This is a genomic window from Enterococcus sp. DIV1283b, from assembly GCF_051710965.1.
Lineage (GTDB): Bacteria > Bacillota > Bacilli > Lactobacillales > Enterococcaceae > Enterococcus_B > Enterococcus_B lactis.
In genome coordinates this window covers 24845-49790 of record NZ_JBIOLR010000003.1, presented here as the reverse complement: position 1 = coordinate 49790, position 24946 = coordinate 24845, and the positions used below count along the sequence as shown (strand labels likewise).

At 29.7% G+C, this 24946-nt stretch carries 24 protein-coding genes and 1 pseudogene; 7 read left to right on the top strand and 18 right to left on the bottom strand.

The features are described 5' to 3' along the window. Positions 1 to 26 precede the first annotated feature (26 nt). The 7 genes from IGJ53_RS15590 to IGJ53_RS15560 form a co-directional block, all read right to left on the bottom strand. Positions 27 to 1277: an O-antigen ligase family protein gene (locus tag IGJ53_RS15590; RefSeq protein WP_438750758.1), complete on the bottom strand. Its 1251-nt coding sequence runs from the start codon at positions 1275 to 1277 to the stop codon at positions 27 to 29. A gap of 3 nt (positions 1278 to 1280) precedes the next feature. Further along, positions 1281 to 1907 carry a hypothetical protein gene (locus IGJ53_RS15585; protein ID WP_438750756.1) on the bottom strand — a complete coding sequence of 209 codons (627 nt, stop codon included), beginning with the start codon at positions 1905 to 1907 and terminating at the stop codon, positions 1281 to 1283. Between the two features lie 35 nt (positions 1908 to 1942). After that, the gene (locus tag IGJ53_RS15580) at positions 1943 to 2629 is read right to left on the bottom strand and encodes a WecB/TagA/CpsF family glycosyltransferase (protein WP_438750816.1); all 687 of its coding nucleotides are present in this window, start codon (positions 2627 to 2629) and stop codon (positions 1943 to 1945) included. A gap of 53 nt (positions 2630 to 2682) precedes the next feature. Next, the gene (locus tag IGJ53_RS15575) at positions 2683 to 3303 is read right to left on the bottom strand and encodes a sugar transferase (RefSeq protein WP_438750754.1); all 621 of its coding nucleotides are present in this window, start codon (positions 3301 to 3303) and stop codon (positions 2683 to 2685) included. A 990-nt stretch (positions 3304 to 4293) separates the two neighbouring features. Next, positions 4294 to 4659: a DUF1149 family protein gene (locus IGJ53_RS15570; protein ID WP_438750751.1), complete on the bottom strand. Its 366-nt coding sequence runs from the start codon at positions 4657 to 4659 to the stop codon at positions 4294 to 4296. Positions 4660 to 4699: 40 nt separating this feature from the next. Next, the gene (locus tag IGJ53_RS15565; protein WP_438750749.1) at positions 4700 to 5101 is read right to left on the bottom strand and encodes a hypothetical protein; all 402 of its coding nucleotides are present in this window, start codon (positions 5099 to 5101) and stop codon (positions 4700 to 4702) included. Between the two features lie 165 nt (positions 5102 to 5266). Then, positions 5267 to 7816 (bottom strand): leucine-rich repeat domain-containing protein, encoded by a 2550-nt coding sequence (locus IGJ53_RS15560; RefSeq protein WP_438750747.1) that lies wholly within the window; start codon positions 7814 to 7816, stop codon positions 5267 to 5269. Positions 7817 to 8011: 195 nt separating this feature from the next. Between IGJ53_RS15560 and IGJ53_RS15555 the strand changes: the two genes are divergently transcribed. Then, entirely contained in the window at positions 8012 to 9439 is a 1428-nt protein-coding gene (locus IGJ53_RS15555; RefSeq protein WP_438750745.1) for a hypothetical protein, read from the top strand. A gap of 208 nt (positions 9440 to 9647) precedes the next feature. Here the strand turns inward: IGJ53_RS15555 and IGJ53_RS15550 are convergent, their stop codons facing one another. The 3 genes and pseudogenes from IGJ53_RS15550 to mazE all read right to left on the bottom strand — a co-directional run bounded on the left by IGJ53_RS15550 (position 9648) and on the right by mazE (position 12516). Further along, positions 9648 to 11375, bottom strand: coding sequence for a BspA family leucine-rich repeat surface protein (locus IGJ53_RS15550; RefSeq protein WP_438750742.1), 1728 nt, complete (start codon positions 11373 to 11375; stop codon positions 9648 to 9650). Positions 11376 to 11938: 563 nt separating this feature from the next. Continuing rightward, positions 11939 to 12286: pseudogene (locus IGJ53_RS15545) on the bottom strand (type II toxin-antitoxin system PemK/MazF family toxin). Beyond that, on the bottom strand, positions 12286 to 12516 hold the full coding sequence (gene mazE / locus IGJ53_RS15540) for a type II toxin-antitoxin system PemI/MazE family antitoxin (protein WP_438750740.1): 231 nt from the start codon (positions 12514 to 12516) through the stop codon (positions 12286 to 12288). The pseudogene IGJ53_RS15545 and the gene mazE overlap by 1 nt, the downstream one beginning before the upstream one ends. A gap of 241 nt (positions 12517 to 12757) precedes the next feature. Between mazE and IGJ53_RS15535 the strand changes: the two genes are divergently transcribed. The 5 genes from IGJ53_RS15535 to IGJ53_RS15515 all read left to right on the top strand — a co-directional run bounded on the left by IGJ53_RS15535 (position 12758) and on the right by IGJ53_RS15515 (position 14882). Beyond that, positions 12758 to 13321, top strand: coding sequence for a recombinase family protein (locus IGJ53_RS15535; RefSeq protein ID WP_438750738.1), 564 nt, complete (start codon positions 12758 to 12760; stop codon positions 13319 to 13321). 3 nt (positions 13322 to 13324) lie between these two features. Continuing rightward, on the top strand, positions 13325 to 13471 hold the full coding sequence (locus IGJ53_RS15530; RefSeq protein WP_259742296.1) for a hypothetical protein: 147 nt from the start codon (positions 13325 to 13327) through the stop codon (positions 13469 to 13471). Between the two features lie 176 nt (positions 13472 to 13647). Next, entirely contained in the window at positions 13648 to 13794 is a 147-nt protein-coding gene (locus tag IGJ53_RS15525) for a hypothetical protein (RefSeq protein WP_438750736.1), read from the top strand. Positions 13795 to 13810: 16 nt separating this feature from the next. Beyond that, the gene (locus IGJ53_RS15520) at positions 13811 to 14032 is read left to right on the top strand and encodes a hypothetical protein (RefSeq protein ID WP_259742294.1); all 222 of its coding nucleotides are present in this window, start codon (positions 13811 to 13813) and stop codon (positions 14030 to 14032) included. A 463-nt stretch (positions 14033 to 14495) separates the two neighbouring features. Further along, complete coding sequence (locus IGJ53_RS15515) at positions 14496 to 14882, top strand: hypothetical protein (protein WP_431379415.1); 387 nt, start codon at positions 14496 to 14498, stop codon at positions 14880 to 14882. A 172-nt stretch (positions 14883 to 15054) separates the two neighbouring features. Here the strand turns inward: IGJ53_RS15515 and IGJ53_RS15510 are convergent, their stop codons facing one another. Both IGJ53_RS15510 and IGJ53_RS15505 read right to left on the bottom strand, forming a co-directional pair. Next, positions 15055 to 15447, bottom strand: coding sequence for a hypothetical protein (locus tag IGJ53_RS15510; RefSeq protein ID WP_438750734.1), 393 nt, complete (start codon positions 15445 to 15447; stop codon positions 15055 to 15057). Positions 15448 to 15693: 246 nt separating this feature from the next. Next, on the bottom strand, positions 15694 to 16218 hold the full coding sequence (locus IGJ53_RS15505) for a hypothetical protein (protein ID WP_438750732.1): 525 nt from the start codon (positions 16216 to 16218) through the stop codon (positions 15694 to 15696). 661 nt (positions 16219 to 16879) lie between these two features. Here IGJ53_RS15505 and IGJ53_RS15500 point away from each other — a divergent pair. Further along, entirely contained in the window at positions 16880 to 17086 is a 207-nt protein-coding gene (locus tag IGJ53_RS15500; RefSeq protein WP_431379413.1) for a hypothetical protein, read from the top strand. A gap of 711 nt (positions 17087 to 17797) precedes the next feature. Here the strand turns inward: IGJ53_RS15500 and IGJ53_RS15495 are convergent. The 6 genes from IGJ53_RS15495 to IGJ53_RS15470 form a co-directional block, all read right to left on the bottom strand. Next, entirely contained in the window at positions 17798 to 18973 is a 1176-nt protein-coding gene (locus tag IGJ53_RS15495; protein ID WP_438750730.1) for an ISLre2 family transposase, read from the bottom strand. A gap of 375 nt (positions 18974 to 19348) precedes the next feature. Beyond that, the gene (locus IGJ53_RS15490) at positions 19349 to 20812 is read right to left on the bottom strand and encodes an arylsulfatase (protein WP_431379411.1); all 1464 of its coding nucleotides are present in this window, start codon (positions 20810 to 20812) and stop codon (positions 19349 to 19351) included. A gap of 324 nt (positions 20813 to 21136) precedes the next feature. After that, positions 21137 to 21955, bottom strand: a complete 819-nt coding sequence (locus tag IGJ53_RS15485) for a PTS system mannose/fructose/sorbose family transporter subunit IID (protein ID WP_375379633.1) — start codon at positions 21953 to 21955, stop codon at positions 21137 to 21139. Beyond that, entirely contained in the window at positions 21939 to 22751 is an 813-nt protein-coding gene (locus tag IGJ53_RS15480) for a PTS mannose/fructose/sorbose/N-acetylgalactosamine transporter subunit IIC (protein ID WP_002364110.1), read from the bottom strand. Before IGJ53_RS15480 ends, IGJ53_RS15485 begins: the two co-directional genes overlap by 17 nt. Positions 22752 to 22772: 21 nt before the next feature. Then, a complete protein-coding gene (locus tag IGJ53_RS15475) occupies positions 22773 to 24521 on the bottom strand; it encodes a hypothetical protein (RefSeq protein WP_438750726.1) in 1749 nt (582 codons plus the stop codon). A gap of 14 nt (positions 24522 to 24535) precedes the next feature. After that, positions 24536 to 24943: a PTS sugar transporter subunit IIA gene (locus IGJ53_RS15470; protein ID WP_103301369.1), complete on the bottom strand. Its 408-nt coding sequence runs from the start codon at positions 24941 to 24943 to the stop codon at positions 24536 to 24538. Between the last annotated feature and the right edge of the window lie 3 nt (positions 24944 to 24946).

Genomic DNA, 24946 nt, shown 5'->3' with positions numbered 1-24946 from the left:
AAAAGTAAATATTTCATACAGTGATATCAAATCTCATATGAATAGCTCAAACAAATCGCTAAAAATGTTGCGGTCATCGAATTGACGATAACGTGTCCTCCCAAAAAGCTGTACATAAAAAAAATAAGCAACATATTTTTCATTTCATTATTTTTTGAAACAAACAATGAAAATATTGCATCTTTAAAAAAGTACAAATACGCAGTGAACCCGATGATTCCATAAGAAAAATAAAGATCAAACCAATCCATTTCCACAATTCTTCTCTTGAATCCATCTAATACAAAAGAAGAGGAGTATCCTGCACCAAATAAATCAATAAACCAGCTATGACTAGACTGATCAATTTGCTGCATACTTTCAATTAAATATCTAAATCTATTACTAGTAATTACATTTAAAACATCGCCATCTGACTGCTTGTAAAAGTAATCCAAACGGCTAAATACTTCTGTAAACAAGTTTCCTAGAAAGAAACGTACAAAAAGCAAAAAACAACTTATAAACAGTATGATACCCAATTTATAACGAAAAATTCTTTGACATCGTAATATTTGGATAATCAGTATACCGGTACATAATAAAGCAAGTACGATTCCTAGTTTTGTAGCGGTAATAAATAAAGTAGTAATTAGAAGAAGATAAATGATTGCTACGAATAACATCTGTCCATTTTGTTTCTTATTTATAGTGTGTATAATCATATCTTTCAGAAAAAAAGAACAAACGCTTAAAATTGCAATCAAAGAATTGAGTTCAATAAAATAACCTTTGCAGCCTATACCATTTGCCTCTGACATTTTTGACATCAACCCGTTTCTGTCAAAATCATAGCTAAGGTAACCTACCCCTTGCAAATAAGGTACGATAACTAACAGGCCATATAGCAAACTATAACCTAAAATCAATCTCCTCAGATTTTCACGATTGATAGTCTTTGATCGCATTGCTTCATAAAAAAACACAACATAAATCGGTGTCAATAAAATTCTTAATGTACTTTTGATATCAGATAAAAAAACTTCCTGATTTTTATGAAATAAAAAAAACTGTAGTAACAAAAGAACCAACATTGTACATGCAACAAACATAAGCTTGAATACGTTACTGGATAAATATTTCACATATCGTAAAAAATACCATGCTATCAAAATAAAAATAAACAACCGGTACATATCAGAAATGTTCATTTCATAAAAATAACCATTGATAGACTCTACAACCGGCATTAAGAGAAAAACAATTAGAATTACTTTAGCAAGCCTTACTTTCATCATTTATCACACCATTTTTTTTACTTTGCCTTTTTTAGCATGCTTATGTGTTGATCTTAAATGGTAAAATAAGACGACAAGTAAATAGACCACCAAGAAAGCAAAACTTAGCACTATTAAAAGTAGGCTTGTACTATAAGTAAACTCATATGTGGTGACCGCCTGACTAAGTACCGATAAACCACAATGAACAAATTGCTTATTTCCTTCTGTCCGCAATTCTTCTAACAGGATATTTGCTAATTTTATTCCCTCTTGTTCATTAGTCATGTGAACTTGTAACGTCAGTACTTGACAGTTAACAGAATATAAGACTTTGATTTGAGATTTTAATTTCAAAGGATCTTTAAATTGTTCATTATCGAATTTTTTTGCTACCTTCTCTAAAAAGGAAGGACTATAAACAAGAAGATTGTAGTTTTCGTTATACTTCAACAGATCCATACTCTTCACACTATCGTTTTTATCTGATATTTTTGGATTAACGACTAATTGACTTTGAATAACATAAGTTTTCGGTAATATGTTAAAATACTTTACTCCACCCACAATTAAAAATGCAGTCATCCAAGCAAGTAAAATTACTGGAATGATACTTTTTCTTAAAATAAAAAAAAATTCTTTTCTATTCATCTATTCACCACTCCTTTTCACAATAAAATTATTTTTTATATGATTTTTTCTTGAATAATAAGTTTCAAAAATTTTAAATTTCCAAATAAATACCTTTTGAACAGCCTTTTAGGCTCTTGCAACAAGCGAAAAAACCACTCTAAGTGACAATTTTGAATCCAAAGAGGAGCTCGTTTGATTTCTCCAGATAACACGTCAAAACTCCCGCCAACGCCTATAAACACTGTATTAACTCCATGAGCCATCAAATAATCAATCAAATATTCTTTTTTGGGCGAAGTAATTCCCACAAATACTAAATTTGGCTTTAGAGTTTTTAAATCATTCGCTACATTAGGCCAGTCTTCTTGCGAAAAGTAACCATTTCTAAATCCATCAATCTTTAATTTGGGATATTTTCCCATCAAATTTTTAATCATCTTATTCAAAATACAATCTTTAGCTCCTAAAAAATAAACTGTGTAGTTCTTAGAATTCGCTAAACTTAAAAGTTCTTCCATCAAATCAATTCCAGCCACTCTTTCATGTATTCTTTTCTTTAAAATACGTGAGGCTAAAATCATAGAAACACCATCTGGATGAATAATATCTGCACAAGCCATAATATTTTGCAATTTTCTATTATTATTCATAGCTACTATCTTGTCTGCATTTACTCCCAAAACATGTACTGGTTCTTGATTATTAACTTTTTGATCAATTAGTTGAACAAGATCCATCATTGCTAAATTATCTATATTAATACCGAATAAGTGTTCTTTCAAAAAAATTCCTCCTAATAAGCACCTTCACCTGTCAGCATAATTTTTACAGTTTTAAATATAATAACCAAATCATTTTTTAAATTAATATTTTCAATATATTTCAAATCTAATTCAATCATTGAATCAAACGTTAAATGATTTCGTCCACTAACTTGCCATAACCCAGAACATCCTGGTTTAACTTTCAACCTTTCTTTCTCTATATCAGAATATTCTAGTACTTCTTCTTGCAAAGCAGGTCTTGGCCCAATTAAACTCATATCCCCTTTTAAAACATTCCATAATTGAGGAAGCTCATCTACACTACTTTTTCTTAAATACTTTCCAATTATTGTAATACGTGGATCATTTTTTATTTTAAATTGACATCTACCCATTTCATTTTTTTCTTGTAATAATATTTTCATTTCCTCTGCATGGTGACACATCGTTCTAAACTTATATATTTTAAATAGTTTCCCATTTTCTCCTACACGTATCTGTGAGAAAAAAACAGGACCTTTAGAATCAAGTTTAATTAAAATAGAAATAAAGAAAAAAAGGGGAAGTAATGCCAACAATCCTAGCAAACCTAAGAAAATATCTAGAAATCTTTTCCCCCAAAAAAAATAATACTTATTTTGTTTACTCATTTTTTCCTCCTAACTTATTAGCAAATGAATCTGTAGGGAAAGGTATATTGATTACACAAGTTAGATTACTCTAAACTAGATTGTCAAAAATCCATTTTTCTTTACTCCTCAAAAAAAAATCTAGAAATACTTTTCCTGCAATCTCGTTGTTTATGCCAATTTAAAAATGGCCCCTTTAAACAGGATTTTGCGATTCTTTCTGTCAGATAAATTTGATAATAAATAAACTCAAATATAAATTTGTTTGAAGTAAAAAATTATCAAAACCAAAAACGTAAAGTAGCACGGTTATACCAATAAGTAATAAATAGACGCTTAAATTACAATCGCTCTTGTTATACAAAGCGAAAAGTATTTTTCTCCTGCGCAAATTGTTACGGTTCGTTTTCATATTATCAAATATATTTACCAGACATTGAATCATTTACGTATTCAAATCATGATCACCCTATCAATATTATTATTCTTTTAAACGTCCGATGACTGAAAAAGCTATCGTTGAGAAATTACTAAGTTGCAATGCCATCATTGAAGTCGGCTTATGATACTTGTCAACTCCCTCTCTATCACTATAAGCAAAAAGAGGATGAACTCCTTTTTCGAAGTGTTGAGTACCTTAGATACAAGGCTTCCTGAGGAGTTTCGTAAGAAACTCTCTTTCTTCAATAAATAAAGAAAAGAAAACAAAAATACCTTCCATAGTAACGAAGCATTAAAAGGGCCAAACAATAAAATCAAGGTCATTAAACGAATCACTTATGGTTACCGTATTCTCTTGTTTCAGGGCTTGTTTTTCTAAGATCAAACCAAAACAAAAAAGAATCAATCGAAGCGTATTTCTGCTTCAATTGATTCTCGATAAAATTCTTTCAATTTGAACTTACCAGTACTATTTTCCGAAGGTTCAAAATTATTTAATAACCTAAAAGGAAGAAATATTCATATGTTTCATTCCCGTTTTTTAGGTTATTTAAATAATAGTTTTTGTTGTTACTCAGTAATAAATGATAGTTTTATTCCTAGGTCATTAAAAGTGATTTTTGTAATTTCATAAACTAAACGATTGAGTAACTGAAAAAAAGGCTGTAAAAGCTCATTTGTTAAAGAATCCGTAATTTCTTGATGAAGAAGTTGAAGTTCTTCTGTTGGATTTTGAGCTTGTAAACAAAATCGTTGGGACAGGGTTCCGACAAATTGACAGTTTTCCAAGATCAAGTGAACATGCAAACAAAGTTCATAGCAATTTTGATGGTTCTTTTTCAAAGTAGGCGATAATATGTTCTCTTCATCTTCTGAATAACAAATTTTAAAATAAGAAAACTCCTCTACTTGTATTTTTTCACGAATAATCTTCATTACTTAGCTCCTTTTTAATTACTTTATATTTAAAATGATATTAAAAAATATTATCGTTTTTTACATTCACTAAATAAAATCTTGCTAAAAAACTGAACTCTGCAAATTCTGATGCATAATAAGATACCATTTCAAAATAATCTTTATAAATAAATGGCTTATTTTGTTTTAAATAAAAATACAAATCCTTTTCCAACGGAGAATAAATTATAGTATCGACAATAGACAACACTGTTGCTTCAATCTCTAACAACTGAAATAATATATCCATTATATTTTCTTCATAGTTTAAAAGCTTCAATCCTTTTTGCTTATGCTTATTTATTTCTTCCATAGCAATAGCTAATTGTTCTTCTAAACACTGCTGATTTGAAGAATCCATTTCTTTTTCTCTAAACAACAAAATTGTTTTTTCTATTTTATCTAAATTCAACCATTCCATATAATTAGTTCCTTTCTTTATTATCATAAAATTATTATTAGTATAAGAGTATATAGTCTTATTGGTGTCTAAATTTATTTTTCTAAAATAAAAAAATAGATCATCGAAATACATAAAGTAATCTCTTGAAACGTATTAATGATTTGTTTCAAGAGATTATTAACATTATTTATTTTCTGTTAACGATAAATGACTGATTTGAGCACTATTAAAAGCATTGTATAGTCCCTGACTATTACCTAAGAAAATATAAAATTTAATTTTATTGGATTTTGCTGATAAATTATCGACACTGTATGTGTTGCCATTTTTCTTTAAGCTATGTGGAATCAATGTCACTAAATGACTACCATCTTCATTTTTACATTCAATGACAAAATCTTTATCTGAAAACTCTGAAATTTCTTTTTTCCCACCAATTGTATCCTTTGTCACTTTATTTGATTCAATATCGATTGAAAAATGATATTTTTGACCTGGTTTTGTATCGACTGTTTGAGAGAAGCATGTTGATCTTGTACCATTACAAGAAGTAGCAAGTGTTACTTTTTGTGTTTTTTCATTTACGCCAATAAAGTCACAATCTTTTGTCCCTACTCGATACAAATCACTACCATCTTTAAATTTTATACTATCTTGCCCAATATTGTGAGCTGGTTCTTTATCCATAAATGTATCGTTGAACCCATTTACTCCATCAAATTTATCTGCAATAGTTGCGACTGACCAATCAGAAACTAACCAATGATTTTCTTTTCGTGCTAATTTAAATTCGGGATTATGAAATAAATTTTTCACTTGTTTTCCATCTTCATGTTTTCCATTTGCATTTTCGTCAACATTTGTTAAAATAAGTTGGTTGTTTTGCATTTTATATGTGTAGGTATAACCTGTTTTTTCAAGTTTTGTTTTTAAATTATCGTTATCATTTGTACTCAAACGATGCCCAGGTCCTTCTGCATGATAAATTTCTACTGTACTTCCTTCTGGTAAATCGTATTGAGCAAAAGCACCAAATTTTTTATAACCATTGCCTTTGACAGCTTCATTTCCTTTCCAAGCTTGATCATATAATACATTTCCATTTGGATCTGTTAGTTTAATTGAAGCATATTTACTTGTTTTCCACCCGCTCCAATGAAATTGATAATCAGAGTGTTTTACTAAAGAAGCTTTATGATCTTTTACTTCTAAAGATACTCGAGAAAAACCACTATCATGAGAATGATCGGAATATCCACCAATACCTTGTCCACCAATATTAATTGTTTGTGTCGCACTTTCTTCTTTTTGTGATTGATCAATGTTAATTTGAATTGTTCCACCTTTTTTAAAGGTACCATTAGTTTCTTCCGCCGAAACAGTCAACGATGGAATATTCGCAATATTTTTCCAAATAAAAGTATTTGTCTCTTTATCGTAAGTTCCATTATTTGATAAAGTAAATTTAGAAATACCTTTTAGTGGGTTTTTCACATGAATTTCATTATTTTCTACTTTTGCAGTAATCTCGGGCACTTTTTGATTTGTCGCATCTGCAGAACACTGACTCCATAAATATACATCTTGTTGATACAACTGATCTCCCCAATTAGTCACAAAATCAAAATTAGTTAAAAAGTTTCCTGAAATATTAAAATGACGCAATGTAGACATCTGAGTCAACATCATCGGATCAATATTTGAAATTTTATTGTTGTTAACTGTAATTGTTCCTAAAGATTTCGTTGCGCAAAAAACAGAAACATCTGTTAATTGATTATCAGACAAATCAATTTCTGCTAAACGTGATAACTCAATAACTTTGGAAAGATTTGAATTATCTGAAATCAAATTACTTGCAAGATTCAAATATTGCAAATTTGTGCAACTTTCTAATCCAGATAAATCTTGAATTTCCTGATTTGATAAATCTAGTTTAGTGAGTTTTTGTAGTTCGTTTTCGTAAATTGGATCAGTTAATTGGCGGGAAGTATTCCCATTAATTTGTTGCTCATTTAAATTTTTAATTAAACCTGCTGCCAAATGAGAATCATTGAACTTGATTTCTTCACAATTATTAGCTAATGCATCGACATTTATCTGAGCAGAAATAATTAATTCAGAATTATTTATACCAGCAAGTGTTTGGTCATATTCAACCTTAAGATCATAATCATGCGTTACGTCTAAATCTTTCCATACAATCTTATTAGTTGCTTGATCATAAGTTCCACCATTTGAAATTTTAGTAGGAATCATTACATCTCCATTAGCATCTTTGTAAGGATTATCAACCGTAATTACACCATCTTTTTCCATAGATATAGTTTTATTTAAATTAGAGTCAATCTCACTCATCATTCCGAATTCTACATGGGGAGCCAATGTTCCCAAAATGCTAAAATCTGTTACTGTACCATCAAATGAGCAAACCATTTTTTCTAATGACGTACAATATTGTAGCCCTTCTAATGAAGAAAGGGTCCCATTTGCCATACCATAGGCACCCGTTATTTCGGTAATCGAACTTAATTGTTCTTTTGTAAGTGTTGTGTTTTCCTCTTGATTTAGTGCTGAATTAAGAACTTTTCTTAAAGCCGAATCTGGCACAACTCCTTCTTGTTGTGTTACTGCTTGCCTATTTTCTTCCGCGAACGTTGGAACTAAAGGAGTTACTGTTCCTAATACCGATGCTGAAAGCATTAAAGTTGCAACAATTTTTTTACATTTCATTTTCGTTCACTCTTTCTATTTTTGATATATATACTATACATTTATCGTCAACGTTCCAATCCCCTTTAAACGAACTGGACAGTAAAAAATTTTAAACATTTATAAAATGAAGAAATTTCTATTGCAATAACAAACATTATTTTTTAACATTATTTCAAAATTAATAAAAAAAATGAAGATAGAAAGGGGAACAACATGGAAAAATATATTGAAAAAAATTTTATTGAAGTACCTATATACAGAAAACAAAAAATTTTTGAATATTTAATTTCTAAAAAAAGCAGCAATATCAAGCATATTTGTGAGATTATTAACATATCTATACCTACTTTATATAAAGAAATAGATCAAATAAATCAACTATCACAAGATCTCGTGAAAATTCAGTCTGGAATAGTTTATCTAAATTTGATAAATGAAAAACAAGCAGAATACTTTTTAAATAAATTATATAAACAGTCAGATTTCTTATCACTTTTGTCGTTTTATTTATTCAACACTACCAGAAAAAAAACTTTAGAATTGCCTATTTCCAGGTCTAAATTTTATTACGTCAAATCTAAAGTAACACAATTTCTTAAAATAAATGACCTAGAAATTAAAGATCAATTGGTGATTGGAAGTCGGTTAAAAATCAACTGGATCAAATCTATAATAAGTATAAAATACGGGTTTTACCCCTTGCAGAAAAGCGATTTCATTTATTGCCACGCTGACAGATTTATTCAAAAAATTAATAATATAGAAAGTTGTTACTTAACTGAAAGAGAATCTAAAATTTTTTTATACCATTTAAACTTGATTTTAAGAAATCCAAATGAAGTCATTCTTACATCAAAAGAAGAAAAATTATTTGCTTCAATAATTTCACCTCCTTTTTTAGAAAATGATTTAAAAAATTTGTTTAATATAATCAATTGTCAGAATAAAAAAAGTTTATTAAATTATGCTAAATTATGTTATTTCTTACTCAGCACACATGCTTTTTCGCCTAAAATTATGCCTAATTACAAGAATAAAATTGTGAAACTCTTATTTGATTATCCAGAAATATCTGAATTGATTCATACACTTGAAAACAAGCTAAACATTAATATAAAAGAAAATGAAATTGCGTTCAATATATTGTACAATCATCTAAAACTTTGTGTAATAAATTGGCAACTTCCATTGAACTTTGAACTAACAAGTAATTTAGACGATAATAAAAATCAATTCATTGAAATTTTTCACGACTGGAATAGAAAAAATGATTTAAAATTAATACTTCCTACTCCTATATTAAATAACTTATTTGAAAAATTGATAAAATTGAAAAGTTTAGACGATTCCCCAAAACTTTTCATTTATACTGATTCTTGGATAAAATATACTGAAACAAGCGATTCCTTAAAAAATAAACTAGCTGTTAGAATACCTCTAATTGATTATTGGATTAGTTCTAAAGAAGAATTATTAAATCGCGTACGTCCTGAAGATATTATTATTTCTGATGATTACTTCTTTTCTTATTCTAACAATCATCAAAATAACTTTTATCTACCTGCTCTTTCAGAATCTGAATTAAATAATATTTCTAAACAAATTGTTGATTGCTTGTATAATTTTTCTATAGCTAACTAGTTTTATAAATAAGAATCTAATAATATTAAATAAGTTAGTTCTAAAGTATTATTAGAAAATCTTTATTTTAACTTATACGAAGACAACCAACTCTATGACAAATAGAATTGGTTGTCTTCTAGTTGTTCACTCTTTTAATCTAATGCAGTAAATTGTAGGTAGTATATATGTTTAAATTTCTTGTTTCTATATCTTTGTTTCTATTATTTTAATAGGTACTTTCATTTAAAAATAAATTACTCAACTGTACACTATAAAATCCCTTAAGTGCTAATCCAGGATTTGCTAACATAACTGTAGCTTTCGTTTCATTGGATTTAGCAAGTATATCTATACCATAAGTTTGTTCTTTTTTATTTAAACTATGTGACGTAACAGTTGCTAAATGACTGCCATCTCGATTTTGGAATTCAATCAAAATATTTTTTTCTGAAAATTGAGAACTTGACTGGACTGGTGAATCAGAAATAAAATTCTTAATTATTTTATTGGCTTCCATATCTACAGAAAAATGATATTTTTGACCAGGTTTCGTTTCAAATTTCCTTGAAAGTACAGTTGATCGTATACCATTACAAGAAGTTGCAATAGTCACTTTTTTAGTGAGTTCATTCACTCCAATAAAATCACAAGAATTATTACCTACACTATATAAATCACTATCATCTTCAAATTTATAACCGTATTGTCCAATAAAAGGGACTTCTCTTTTTAATGCAAACGAATCTTTTAAAGATTTCAAACCATCTATTCCAGCTTCTACTGTTCCAATTGACCATTCTGGTGTTTGTGCTCTTACATGAGCATTGTAAACGCTCTGAGATTTTTCTAAAAGTGTTGTTGGGGTACCCTCGCACTCCCATTTAACAAATGAAATGCTTTTTTCAAAAGATATGCTATTTTTAGCTTCCTCTAATCTTTGTTTAATTAACCATTCTGTTAATGGATATTGAGTTGTATAATCAAATAAGTTTGTAATTTGTTTTCCATTAAAGCTTCCGTATTGGGTATCAATTTTTAATGTGCCAAATTTTGTACGATTATCTTTTGAAAAGTTATATTTTTTTAACCTTTCATCTGATGCACGAACTAATAATGGTGTTGGTTCCGTAGTTACAAATAATTCAGGAATTTTTGTAGTCTCATTAATCTTCCAATCATTTAAATCAACATAGTTTAAATTTAAACATCCATAAAATAAAAATGTCATATCAGTAACATTTTCCGTATTCCAGTTACTTAAATCTATACTTATCAAACCTTCACAACAAAAAAATAAATGATTCATATTGTTGACTTTGCTAACATTCCATTTACTTAAATCTAAGTTTTCTAAACCTACACAAGCAGCAAACATAAAGCTCATATCAGTCAAATTCATAGTGTTCCAATTAGTTAAACCTATATTTTTCAAACTTGTACAATACCAAAACATATTACACATATTCACAACATTACTTACATCCCACTCACTAATTTCTACAGTAGTCAAATTTCGGCAAAAAGCAAACATCCCCATCATGTTAGTTACATTTCTAGTGTCTAAATTGTTCAAAGAAACTTTGTAAAGAGAGTCGTTATTATAGAATAAATTTTGTAAAGAATTGCTTGTAACTATAATTTTATCTCCATTATTAGAAGTAGTAAGAGTTTGTGCATCTTTAGCAGCTTCTTTTAATACATCTGCGCTAATTTCTACAGTCGCTCCATCATATCCTAAGTCTTTAGCCGTAGGAATAACGACATTACTACTCTTTCCCACATAACTATCTAAAGTAATTACATTTTCTTTCATGCTCCATTTCCAGTATTCTTCTTGCTTTTGAGTAGCTACTTCTGAATGATGTTCCATAGCAAAAGTAGTCGTCAAAGGTGTCACCGTTCCTAAAATAGATGTTGACAATAAAACTGTTGTCATTAATTTTTTGTACTTCATTCTTATTTCCTCTTTTTTTAAATAAATTTATTGTTGTAAAAACAATAAATTTATTGTAAACAGGAGAATAAAATTATAAATTTATATTTTTGACCCACGCAGTAAAACGATTGTTCTTTTTATAATCTCAATAACATACCTATAGTTTCTAAAAGTTTCTATACTTCAAAATAAACTGTTATATTTTCCCCATCAAATCTTTATTTATACCTGTCTTAACACGTAAAAATAATTGATTTTTTCCTTTTTTAATCATAACATCTGAAACTAGTATTTCTTGCCAATTATATGCATAAACGAGATCAAAATATTAGAAAAAATGGAGAAATTACTTTTCCTGGAAACTGAAAAAACGTCACAAATCTAAAAATTTTGTAACGATTTTATCCAAAAAAGATACTATTAGAAAAAGCTATAAATTTTAAAATATTTTTTTGCAGAACTAGAATGAGAAATAACTTTCCGCTTATAACATAGAGCAACAAAATAGCAATTTATTTTTACATAAAATAAAAACAAATATTTAAAGTCATATATAACATAATGAAGTATCGAGAATTCTATCAAAAAATATATTCAATGATTTGATCAATTTTGGCCATATCTTTTAAAGGTAAATTCTCAATTTTTTTAGTTTTCTTTCTTTGAAATCTAGTGATTTCAATTGAGAAATAAGTACTTGTCCGTTGGTATCCAAATCTTCAGACAGAGTATATCGAGTAGGTAATTTTTTTATATTTTATAGTAGAAGTAATTGGACAAATGACCGCAAACATTGTTTTACGATTAAATTCATAACGAGAGACAACTAATCCTGGTCTTCTCTTTTGAATTTCTTTTCCTGTAGAAGGATCAAAATCAATCCAAACGATATCCCCTTTTTTAGGAATATAGTTTCTTTCTTCTGACATTATAAAATTTCTCTCCCTTCAAGAGCTACATCTCCCCATTCATCTTTTTCATAATACTCTGCCTCTTCTCCACCACTAAATGGATCTTCGATTTTAGGAACTAACGTGATTGTTCTATCTTCAGAATAAACAACAATATATTCTTGATTCTCTGAAGGCTTTTTACCGTTATCAGACGGCAATGTGATTACGACGGAACTTTCTTGTAATCTAGATTTTGTAATAATCACATAATCACTACTTTTTATTTATATTACTATACAACACTAAGTAACGCAAAGAGTTGCATAATATGTGTTTGTAAATATCGAGTGTCCATAAAATGACCCATTTCTGGACACTTTATTTTTTAGCTTTATTGTTCAAGAAATCAATTCATTTCATGTTCATAAACCCATAACAAAATCTATGTTCAATTAAACTATATTGATAAAGTTATGGTACAATAGATTTTAATGAGGAGTGATTTTTTTGAAAATAGGATACGCCCGGGTATCTACCGGATTACAAAATTTAGATTTACAAGAAGATAGTTTAAATAAATTTGGCTGTGAGAAAATTTTTACCGATCATATGAGTGGGGCAAAAAGTAATCGACCAGGATTAGAAATGGCCATCGATTTTGTTCGTTCTGGAGACACACTTGTCGTTTGGCGTTTAGACCGTCTGGGAAGAAATATGGAAGATTTGATTTCAATCGTCAATCGATTGAATGAACGCGGTGTGAGTTTTCATGGTCTTCAAGAAAATATCACGATGGATAAATCTAGCTCTACTGGTCAACTTATGTTTCATCTATTCGCAGCGTTCGCGGAATTTGAACGAAATCTAATTTTGGAACGCTCTGCAGCAGGAAGAGCAGCTGCTCGTGCAAGAGGAAGGTTTGGCGGTCGTCCTGAAAAATTGACTGAACAAGACTTGGAATTACTGAAGACTTTAGTAGATAGTGGAACACCGATTAAGACAATTGCGGAACGTTGGAATGTTTCTAGAACAACCATTTATCGTTACTTAGATAAACTGGAGGGAAAATAAAGAATGATGAAAACAAAAACTGTGAAATTAGATGAAAAAATGTCTTTAGAAATAGTTACTTCTAAATATTTCAAGGATTTTATGGTTATTGATGTAAGCTGGAACAAAAAAGATATAGAAAAGATTTTTAATTCTTTTGTAACTAATTAGCTATTAGTTGATAAGTTAGTCTCAAACGCATTAAAATTCTTTTTAAGAAATACTTGAACGGATTTTTTTGTTTGTTAACATAATATACACTCTGAAACTTATAGTCATAATGTTTGAAGGCTTTTGTTGATTCATGAGACAAAAGCTTTCTATTCTATTATTATGCAGGTGATAGGATGAATAGAAAAGCAGTCATTAGAAAAAAGATTCTTGATTTAACTGAGGATAAGGATTGGATGAAAAAACCAGAAATTATACATCAAGTGAATACTTTGAGTCAGTTATTAATATTAGATGGTAGCAGTCGAAAAAAAGAAAAGTAAAAGTCAGGTGAGGGATATGTTGATTCAGGAAGGCATGGAACTTTCAACGATTGATGTAAATGGGGAGCCTTGTATAGGAAGAGTAGTTAGGTTTTTAAAGAATACGTTTGTTATTGAGCATGAAACCGATTATGGTGTTGAACGATATTTAATCTCAAAAAGAAAATTTCGGAAAGAAGATCATACTTTTCCTCGATATGATGGGAAAGGTGATTTCAATAATCATAATATTTTGTAAGTAGAACATTTGTAATTATACTGTTTCTAAACTTTATTGTAATTTAAGTAGAGGTGAGAAAAGATAATGATTCAACTATATATACTATATATTAATTATTGGAAAAATAGTTTTAAGTATAAAGAAACCGTTAGTATAAATGAGTTTTTGACAGCATTTATTTTCAATTCGATTATTCTTGCGGTCATTTTGTTAATGGGGATATTTGTTCCGGTCACATGGGAAAATGCATTAGTGGATTTTTGGTATATAGTCATGTACTTGATGATTATTCCAACTATCTCTTTACTTATTCGTATGGTAAGAAAACTCGTAAAAAAATAGTATAATGGATTTTTCTTTTTGTGTTCTTCTGTCTTGTTAGAAACAGAAGAATTTTTTTATTTTTTCCAACGGAAATATTGAATACGTTTTTTTATTCGATATAATTTTCTTATGAGAATAATTTATTTGGGAGGAAAAAATGAAACGATACTTTTATCTATTGACAAGTTTTAGTGTACTAATGAGTGTTAGTATGAGAGTAAATGTATCTGCAGAGGAAATGAACACAGAAAATTCGACAATTACGACTGAATCAACAATGATTTCTACTGAGGATATACAAGTTACCAGTGAGACACAATCTTTAACGGAAACAACTACTACTGATGAAACAAATAGTGTAGAACAACCGCAAACAGCAGTTATTAATGGACAAGAAGTCATACTGGAAGCGCCAGAAAAAGCAGGACAAAGTGAAGCAAATGCAACACAGGCGTCAAAAGAAGAATTAATGGATGGCTCAATGAGTCGTAGTTCAAGAGCAACTGTCAAAACGATTCCTAAAAAATTGGCCACTTGGCAGTAGAAGCGTATGTCTTCATATCGCTTATTATACAAAAATAGACAAAAGCATCAGTTTACACTCTTAGCAAAGAGGAAACCGATGCTTTTGTCTACAGTCTGGGCTAGCAAATGCTAGATACTTATTTGTATTGTTTTTCTTGTTTCTCGTTAAGTTGAAAAGTTTCAAGTACATGTCAGGCTCGGTTTAATTTTCCTTTAAATTGATATTCAAAGTAAAATCCAGTTCCAAATTTAGATAATCGTTTTTGTCCGGTCCAAGTTACATATCCTTGATATTTTTTACCATTGACGTATTTGACATGCCAATATTTTTTTAAATCCGGCTTTCCTGCATTATCTCGAACTTTCATCCATACTGTAGCATTTATAGAAGAAGCTGCTCGAGTTTTTGGAAATTCTATATTTTCTTCTGTGATTATTGCTTCATCAGAAACAGTTTGTTGATTATCAATAAAATCATTTTTTGAAGAAGTATTTATAGATGAAAACTCATCAGTATAGCTTGTTTGAGCTACTATAAAGGGGAAACAAAGGCATACCATACTTAATAAAACTGTTTTTTTCATCAAAATCACCTTTTTTTAGAATTATGAACTCGAATTAAAGAAATGGGAATAAATCCTAATAGATAACCTGATAGAATAAATAAATAATCATTGAAAATATGTGATTTAAAATACTCCCATGTTAACTGGTTGTTAAAGTAAGCTTTAATGATTTTTATTAAAATAAGAGTCAGTGAAAAACAAATTAAATGATAGAGAATGGATTTAAGTGTAATTTTTTTCAACTTAGATCACGTCCTATAGATGTTATTGTAAATACGAATACTGGTAGCCGAATTTTCTGAATACATATACTTTTCCATGCTTATATGTTTTTCCTTTTATGTCATCAGCAATAACTCCTATTACAGCTCCTCCTAAAGCACCTATAATAGCTGCTCTACTCTTACGACTCATGTTTGTTAAAAAAGCTTTACTTAAATAAATATCTACATTTCCATAACGAGCTTTTCCATGCCATACAATTTTAGTTACTCCAGCACTTCTTAATCTAGCTAAATTATAAAGCTCATTAGGTACATCAATACCTTGAGAAGCTAAGAAAAGAGCTAAATTAGAATCAGAAATAGTAACAGTTGTCGTATTATTTTCAGAATCATAAGTAGTGTCACAGTATGGAGAATTCTCATATTGTTCTAAATTTAGGTTATTACTTATGTTAGTTTGATTAATATTTTCATTAGCAAATACAGCACCACTAGGAATAATAGCAGAACCAAAAGCTAAAATAGAAGTAGATAATAAAAACGTTTTAAATAACTGTTTTTTCATCAAAATCACCTCGAGCATAAAAAAATATTTTTTATATATTTAAAATAATCAGACAATTCAATGTTGTCAAGAGGGTTTATTTTATAAATGTGTTATATTAAAAACTAGTAAAAACAATGTACAGTATGCCGATTCGCCCCTCTATCAAAGGATACAGCCGATGATTTTGTGAATTTATATTGGACTAGATTTATCTAGTAATTTTACTCAGAATATCGCTATCTTGATAAAAATTTGATATATTCATATTATAAAATATTTATTAATAATAACACTATGACTTACAAGTTATGTTCGGTTACTAGATATATTATTATCATAGCAATACCAATTAACTAATCAAGCAAAGAAAAAAATTTTTTTCCTAACTCTATTCACTATTCTTACTGAACAGAAATAATCATTCAAATAACTATTATGGGTTTTATTTCTTAGTTAATATAATAATTATAGTAAATGAAAACTAATGCTATATATAATAAATTCTATTTTTTGAAAAGAGGAATTATAATTGAAAAACAAAAAATAAAAGTTAAGCGATAAATAAAATGAATCTATCTACAGCAGTAAAAAATAATCGATAGTGTTTTAGAAATACTATCTCAAATACTACTTCTTATCAAAGTTCTTAGTTCCACAATAACAGAAAGGAAGAGTACTTATGCTGAAAAAATCACAACTTCTTATTGGTTCAATTATTTTAGGTATACTAGGATTTAGTCCTATGCTATTGTCTGTTATCAATCAAGGAAATAAAAAAGGTGAATTAAAAATAAATTCAAATTACTACAATAGTCCTAATGAGGAGTTTTTTTTAAAAGAATCAGACAAGCAAAAAAAGACTGCTCTAACGAGTAGTTCAAAATAAGCTTATCCTATTCATCAATAATAGAAAATATTGCAAAATGAAGAAGTACAAAAAAGCATCTCAAATGCTCAAAAAATAATAAGTCTTTAAAAAGTCTCTTTTAGCTAGACCAATGAAAAATCACAAAATCAGCATTTGCATCAGTTGGTACAGAAATAATTGTTCAAATAATCATTATCTTCTTCATTACTTGGGGAATATTATTTTTGGAGGATAAAAAGATGAAACTAAAAAGATTATCTTTTTCTACTAAAAAAACAATATCTAGAATACTAGAAATACTATGCGATATCTTATTTTATATTATTAGCATTATCCATTAATCATTGTAAAATAACAACTTTATCATAAATAAAACAAACTAAACAAGACAAAAAGTGGGTTTGTATGTGTCTGAATTTTAGTTGAGTGCATATCTGATAAGAATTTTAGAAGTTTTTTAGAGGATTTTGAAGAAATTCGTTTTCATTTTATTGTACGAAAAATAAAACTAAATAGGTTTATATCCTATTGTTATTACGAGTGTACCTCTTTTTTAGAAAATTGCAATAGTTTTATTTGATTTTTTTGCATATAAGTTCTAAATTCTTTTTATTTCATTATTTTTCGGATTTGATCCACCCGAATACGAGTTAAATCTTTTTCTTCTCGTTCTTTTTTTAATTGTACTCTTGGTTGATCCAGTAATTCAAATTGGGCGTACTCTTCCCGCTACTTACCAAAAAAGAGTTCTCTTAACTGATCTTCCTTCATATCTACAATCATCCTTCCCATTGTCTCACCCCCTAATGCAGACCAATACATCCCTTTTTTCTTCATATGATTGGCAATCTTTGATTGCTGCGACTCCATAATCCCAATTCCATCACTAGAAAAACCATAGGTTTTAGGTGATTGGGTATACACAAAAACACGCAAAAATTTCTTGCTAAATTGTTCAAATCGAATCATTTCTTCCTCCGTCTCAACGATTGATTCGATCGTCTCTAACACCAAACGAGCTTCTTGCTTATTATGTGTAGCGATTGCCTGAAAGAAACGTTCTTGCAGTGTCGGAGGATAGCTCTTAAAAAAGTCCTTAATTCGTTCATTCAAATGATAGCGATCCCAAAAATGAAGATGCTTGCCAGAAAATCCAGCAACAAGTTCTTTAAAAACATACGGAGTATATCCTTTTCCCATATCAGAATTTGTAATCACCATCGTTTTCTCCCCTAATTCATAGTGATTATAGATATAATCCACAACTTCTTCCCGTGCTTTTTTATTACTCATTGATACAATCTCATGTTTATCTATTAATTGTTTTCGATTGCGATATTCTTCCTCACAACCTCGATGGATTACAAAATGAGCCAACTCAGCGGTCTGTTCCCCTTGACGATTCGTTTTAATTCGAATCCCGTCTCCTTCAATGTATAAGACCGGCACTTTTTGACGTTGGTTCATTTGGTTTTCCTCATAATAACGATAGACTTCTCGTTCTTGATAATACTGTCCTGCAAGCTGTACAGCCTTGCTAACCGTATCCTTTGTGATATAAATACCTTTCAAAAGGTGAAACGTTCTTACGACTTCACGATAAGGCATTTTTGTCGCTAGTTCTGCCACTTGCAACAATAATTCCATCGAAAAACGAGTATATTTGGGTAACCCTAATACTTCATCTACTGGATATCGATACTCATGATTCCGTCGATAACATTTTCGAGAAAAAGTAATTTCACCAAAGGTGAAAATCACTGTCCGTTGAGCTGTTTTCACATATTTCCATCCTTGTGCTTGAACTTCCATCCCTACTTTTCGTTCAATCGCATGGAGCTTTTCTAGAAACCGTTCAATCGCTTTTTCCTGGTATTCTCGTTCAAAATCTAATTCGTTAAACATAGGCAAATTCCTTTACTGTCTTTCTTTTTTCTTCTAGTATAGAAATCCTGTATTTTTTTACCAAATCTTTTTTGTTCTGCTCAATCATCCGAAAAGTTTTTTTAAAGACTCATTAAAAAAGGAGAAATGGTTTAATATTGACTACTTTTCCAATCAAAATTCATCCAATTTCGTCCACACATAAAAACGTGCGTTTTTTTTGTTTCGTACGCTACGCGAACGAAACTGACTAAACTCATAAAAAAGCTGAGCTAGAATGAGGTTCATCCTAACTCAGCTTTGATTTTGCACAAATTGTCAGTGCCTACTGACAAAAAGCCAGTTTTGTTTATATCTGAATATATTTTGATTCTTTATAAAATCTTCAGTTTTAATTTATTTCTTACTATTTAAAGTTGAAACAATATTTTCAATACCTACTTGAATTAACTGTCCATCTTTAACAAATCCTTCTTCTCTATCTTTTAAATATCCTACTAATTTATGTTTCATTTCAGAAATGATCGATTCGTATTTTTTATCATAAAATAGGTTTTTCATCTCATTTGGATCATTTATCATATCAAATAATTGATACGTATTTTTTACGGGAAACCATATAAATTTCCATTTCTCCGTTAATATATACTGACTAGAATCAATACCTAAACTATGCTCCCCATGAATTTCTTGCCGCCATCCCTCATAATGTCCATAAAGTAATTGTTTAACACTTTTCCCATCTGTATCAACACATTGTTCTAATGCTAAATCAACTAGTGAAGGAAATATATCTTGTATTTTTACAAGTTCTTTGATGATATGATTTTTAGCCGAAATAATATTTCCTGGATCATAAATAAATGATGGGATACGGATACTTCCTTGATAGGGATACCCCTTTCTAAATAAAAAATGTTCTCCTAATTGATCTCCATGATCTGAAATAAACCAAATGATTGTATCTTTGTCATGTCTAAATTCTTTTAAAGCCATTAAAAATCGATTAATTTGATGATCTATGTGAGAAATAAGTCCATAATATCCAGCCAGCATTCTTCTTTGATCGTCCTTTTTTAATTTTCCTCTTAAGGCACAAATATCTGGAACATTATGTTCCAATTTCAATTCCTCCCAATTACCAATATGCAAATCTAATGTGTCTGGTAATCTATCCATATACATATCAAAATAATATTTGGGTGGATTCAATGGAGCATGAGGTTTCTCAAATGATAATTTTAAGAAAAATGGTACTGTAGGATCTTTCCGCCTTAAAAAGTTTATTCCTTCTGAAACCACCCAATTTGTTGGGTGAAATTTTTCAGGATACATCCATGGTCGTGCTTCCCAAGAATTGCAATTTAACCCATCATCAATCAAATCTGCATCTGAGCCCAATGCTTCTTTTAGAAACATTAAGTAATCACTAGAGTATTCAAACTGTTCTCCATATCGTTTATCATATTTTCGATCAACATGAAGATACCCATCATGCAATAGTACATGATCAAATCCCAACCGTTTTCTTGAAGGATACACATGCATTTTCCCAATACACTCAGTTTGATATCCCTGTTCTTTAAAAACTTCTGGAAGTGTATTTTTAAAATCCCATGGAACCTCATCTTCATAACCTACCCTTCCCGAAGTTTCTGGATCTAATCCTGTCAGTAATGCTGCTCTTGCTGGAACACAACTTGGAACAGGCGAATAACAATTCTCAAAATTATATCCTTGACTAGCCATCATATCTAATGTAGGCGTACTAATGAATTTATCTTGACTATTCAAAGATAACGCATCTGCTCTCATCTGATCTACTACAATTAAAACAACATTGGGTTGATTCTTTTTCATATTAAAAACTCCAATCATTCAAAATATCCAAATAACCTCTCTTGATTTAAGAAGTTGATATTTCCTTTTGAAAGAATATATTTTTTGGTGATAACAAAAAATTTAAATGGATTACCAAACTTTATAGCGTATGATTGATTAGTTACGAACACTTTATAATAAAATAAACCTTGATATCAAAATGTCTTTAATTTTTTACCTATATAACTTATTATTCATTAAATCTCTAATACTATATCTTCTTTTCACTTATTTAAAAATATAATATTTAGAAAATTAAACAGGGGACATGCCATAATTTAGTTGATCACGCCCCCACATCTATTACAAAACTGCTAAAATATTTAATGAATACATTAGTATTGATAAAACTAAAAATATCCAAATAACCTTGGTTGAATTGAGAGATTTTTTGCTTAATAACCAATATGCCAATAAAACTAAAACAACAGGTACTATAGCTGGCATAATAGGATCTAACATTTCTTTTTGGAAAGATAGTTTCTTATCACCAATAACTAATTTGAATGGAACACCAACCTTTACAACACTAGGAACCAAGCCTCCTAATACTACTACACCAAGTAAAGTTGCTGATTCAGTTAAATCTTTCAACAATCCACCTACACTGGATACCAGTTTTTTACCTTCTCGGAAAGCAATTGGTAACTCAAAATATCTCAAAAATAGTATAATGAGAGATACTAATAACCAAAGTAGTACACCTAATGGATTTCCTTCTAATCCCATATAAGCTGCTAGAGATCCAAAAATTGTTGGAATCACTGCCCCAAATAAAGAATCGCCTACAGCTGCAAAAGGTCCCATCATACTCGTTTTAATTGCTGCAACAGCATCTTTCGATTTGCTTCCATCTTCTGCTTGCAATGCTAAATCAATTCCAATAATAAATGCACTTAAAAAAGGACTGGTATTATAGAATTGCATTTCTGATTGCAACACACTTTTTAATTCTTTTTCATCTTTGTATAGCTTTTTCAAAGCTGGATATACAGCTTGAACATATGCCACATTCATCATTCGTTCGTAGTTCCAACCTAGTTGAGCTCCAAACATATATCTTAAACTAACTTTTCTCAGATCTTTGCTACTTAATTTGCTAACATTAGATTTCATCATCATCAACCTCTCCGTTAACTACTTCTATATGATTGATAGTATCTAGTTTTGATTCTAATAAACGTTTATCTTGTAATTTTTTATAGTGAATAATAGCAGCTGCCAATCCTGCAAAAGAAATACCCATCATTGGAATATTTAAATAAGCGGCTAAAATATACCCAATAATTAAAAAACCGAAAAAATTCCTAATTGGCAAATAATGTAGTAAAATGGCAATCCCAACAACTGGTAATATAGCTCCTGCCAATTTTAATCCTCCCATTAACCAATCCGGTGCATAATTTAATACTGTATTTACTACTTCATTACCAAAAATTAAACATAAGCCTACTGGTATTGCACGAGATAATGCAATAGGAACTAAACTTAACCATGCTTCTAAACTAATCTTATGAAAATTTTCTTCTTCTATATGTTTATCCACACGATGTAAAAAATAAACTCCACAAAAACGAGCTAAAATATCTAATTGAACTAATAATAAGCCTACAGGAACAGAAATACCTATTGCAAATTCAATTCCTTTTCCACTAACAACACCTAATGCTGTACCAATGATTGCACCTGTGCCAAAATCAGGAATTGATGAGCCACCAAATGTTCCTACACCTAAGACCATCAGTTGTAATGTTGCTCCTACTAATAAGCCTGTATTAATATCTCCCATTATAATTCCTGCTAGAAAACCAGAAATTGCCGGTTTACTTAATTGTAACCCTGACAGATAAGGATCTATACCTCCTAGTATAGCTAAACATATTAAAGAAAATATCTGAAAAAAAGAAATATCATTCATGATCAAACTAACTCCTTTATATTATTTTGAACTTTTCACTGCCCCAATATCTAGTATGCCATCTAACTTAATACCAAAAAAATCAGTTCCTAAATTATAACCATTTTTATCGATAACCTTCTTCCCACTATGAATAGCAGGAGATGATTGTTCCAATTTATATCCATCAAACACTGTATTCTGACTGAATCGATCATATGTCAAATAGTTAAAATTAGGTTTTACGGGACCATTTCCAGGAGAAACAAATATATTCGACTCTTGGATATTTACTAATAAAGCAGTATTATCTGAGCTTGGTAAATTACTATAGTTACAATATAAATTATTGCTATAGATAATGCGATTATTCGGATTCCACTCTTCATTTACTGGTTGTTTTCCAGCATTGTATATAATATTATTCTCAATCAGAGCTGCCCCAGTATTCATATCCTTTCTCACAAACGGTACCCCTTTATCTATATAAAAAATGTTATTATAGATATGGGCATCAGGATTATTAGGCAAATTCAAAATGCCTTTTTTATCATTTTGACTAATATTAAATCTGAATGTACTATTTACTGCGTTTTCTAAACAAAACATAACTGTTCCACCAGAATTTCCACTACTATAATTATATTGATAAATAGTTCCATCAGCCGAATCTGCATCCCATGCTTGACCATCACCATTTCCTTGATCTGCATTTTTTGTACAATATGCTTCATTATATTGGAACAATGCATTTTTACACTTCCACGGCCACATAGCTGCTGCAACACGTTGTGTGGCAATTGGATAGTCTGTTGTATTCATTTGCCTTCCTGCTCCATTAGAAACATTTCTTTGAATAATTGGAGAACTACAATACATCGTTACAATACCGTCTCCACCTGCATCTTCGATATAATTGTTTTCAATTAAAACATTTGTATTTCCATATTTTTCTATTAGCTCCTGGTCTATTTCTGCAGAATTTTGAAATAAATCAAAATAGGCAGAATATGCCACTGCAAGTCCTGTTCGGCTGACATTTTTAATTCTATTACCTTTAATGATAATATTGTCATACTTTGGAATGCCTGTTTTTTCTTCATTATCTGGAAGTTCAGAAATGAAATATATTCCACCATTAGCCATATGCTTATTGTATATATTCCCATCTATATCATGAATATATAAATTTTCTAACACAATATTCTCAAGGGTTCCTTTATTTTTAGCAACACTTGCAACTCCGGTTCTATCCATTACTTTTAAATCATTAAAAGCTAAATGATCTGGTTGACTTTTTTCACGATCATTTGTTATCTCTATATTTTTAATCTTTATATACTCAACATCTTTTAATAAGATAGCGCTAGACACATTACCTTTATATTTATGCCATGAATTTGGTAAAGGTTTTCCATAATCTTGATACCAAACTCCTTTCCCATTAGTATTGATAATCGGAAGGTTCCCTCTATCACCATAATTACTGATTTCAATACATGCCTTTATATTTCCTGAATTTTTTATTTGTAAATACTGATCATCAAAAACCGATCCATTTTCTAATAAAACTTTATCCCCTGGATTTAATTTAAGTTCATTTATTTTGTTTAAACTTTTAAAAGGCTCCAATTTAGATAATCCTGAATTAGTATCACTCCCTCTTTGAGAACTAACATAGTAACAATTACCAATGGGTTTACTTTCAGCATGAGCGACTTTTGTTAACATAGATAAACTGATCAAACAGCAAGTTGCAATAAAATATATTTGGATTTTTTTTATATTCATAAATTCCTCCACATTCATTCATCTTCTAAATCTATTGGATTTGCTTCCAAATATTCATTTACATGTATAATATTTTCTCTTCCTTTATTTACCAAAGAACTATCTTCTCCTAAAAATTGATTATTAACAAAGCCTATAACCATTGGCATATTCATTCCTGCATATAGTTCTATTTCTTTTCCTTCTAAAATTAATTGAGAAACAACATTGCAAGGAGTGCCTCCCATTAGATCAGCCATAACTGTAACTTTTTTCAAACCATTAATTGTTTTTTCGAAATTTACTCGAAAATCTTTTGCTGACTCTTCAGGTAATAACCCTACAGTATAAATATCTTTTTGTGTTCCCATGATCATATCGACACTTTTCTTTAACTCTTCACAAAATCGTCCATGACTAATTAAGACTAAATGCCCCGTCATCTT

Coding starts and splice junctions, on each gene's coding strand:
- IGJ53_RS15580 (WP_438750816.1), bottom strand. CDS start 2,629: ATGATGGATCTTGTTCAACTAATTGATCAAAAAGTTAATAATCAAGAA.
- IGJ53_RS15495 (WP_438750730.1), bottom strand. CDS start 18,973: ATGTTTAACGAATTAGATTTTGAACGAGAATACCAGGAAAAAGCGATT.
- IGJ53_RS15530 (WP_259742296.1), top strand. CDS start 13,325: ATGATGAAAACAAAAACTGTGAAATTAGATGAAAAAATGTCTTTAGAA.
- IGJ53_RS15525 (WP_438750736.1), top strand. CDS start 13,648: ATGAATAGAAAAGCAGTCATTAGAAAAAAGATTCTTGATTTAACTGAG.
- IGJ53_RS15520 (WP_259742294.1), top strand. CDS start 13,811: ATGTTGATTCAGGAAGGCATGGAACTTTCAACGATTGATGTAAATGGG.
- IGJ53_RS15590 (WP_438750758.1), bottom strand. CDS start 1,277: ATGATGAAAGTAAGGCTTGCTAAAGTAATTCTAATTGTTTTTCTCTTA.
- IGJ53_RS15575 (WP_438750754.1), bottom strand. CDS start 3,303: ATGAGTAAACAAAATAAGTATTATTTTTTTTGGGGGAAAAGATTTCTA.
- IGJ53_RS15470 (WP_103301369.1), bottom strand. CDS start 24,943: ATGACGGGGCATTTAGTCTTAATTAGTCATGGACGATTTTGTGAAGAG.
- IGJ53_RS15560 (WP_438750747.1), bottom strand. CDS start 7,816: ATGAAATGTAAAAAAATTGTTGCAACTTTAATGCTTTCAGCATCGGTA.
- IGJ53_RS15500 (WP_431379413.1), top strand. CDS start 16,880: ATGCTGAAAAAATCACAACTTCTTATTGGTTCAATTATTTTAGGTATA.
- IGJ53_RS15570 (WP_438750751.1), bottom strand. CDS start 4,659: ATGAAGATTATTCGTGAAAAAATACAAGTAGAGGAGTTTTCTTATTTT.
- IGJ53_RS15585 (WP_438750756.1), bottom strand. CDS start 1,907: ATGAATAGAAAAGAATTTTTTTTTATTTTAAGAAAAAGTATCATTCCA.
- IGJ53_RS15515 (WP_431379415.1), top strand. CDS start 14,496: ATGAAACGATACTTTTATCTATTGACAAGTTTTAGTGTACTAATGAGT.
- IGJ53_RS15565 (WP_438750749.1), bottom strand. CDS start 5,101: ATGGAATGGTTGAATTTAGATAAAATAGAAAAAACAATTTTGTTGTTT.
- IGJ53_RS15510 (WP_438750734.1), bottom strand. CDS start 15,447: ATGAAAAAAACAGTTTTATTAAGTATGGTATGCCTTTGTTTCCCCTTT.
- IGJ53_RS15555 (WP_438750745.1), top strand. CDS start 8,012: ATGGAAAAATATATTGAAAAAAATTTTATTGAAGTACCTATATACAGA.
- IGJ53_RS15550 (WP_438750742.1), bottom strand. CDS start 11,375: ATGAAGTACAAAAAATTAATGACAACAGTTTTATTGTCAACATCTATT.
- IGJ53_RS15480 (WP_002364110.1), bottom strand. CDS start 22,751: ATGAATGATATTTCTTTTTTTCAGATATTTTCTTTAATATGTTTAGCT.
- IGJ53_RS15505 (WP_438750732.1), bottom strand. CDS start 16,218: ATGAAAAAACAGTTATTTAAAACGTTTTTATTATCTACTTCTATTTTA.
- IGJ53_RS15485 (WP_375379633.1), bottom strand. CDS start 21,955: ATGATGATGAAATCTAATGTTAGCAAATTAAGTAGCAAAGATCTGAGA.
- IGJ53_RS15475 (WP_438750726.1), bottom strand. CDS start 24,521: ATGAATATAAAAAAAATCCAAATATATTTTATTGCAACTTGCTGTTTG.
- IGJ53_RS15490 (WP_431379411.1), bottom strand. CDS start 20,812: ATGAAAAAGAATCAACCCAATGTTGTTTTAATTGTAGTAGATCAGATG.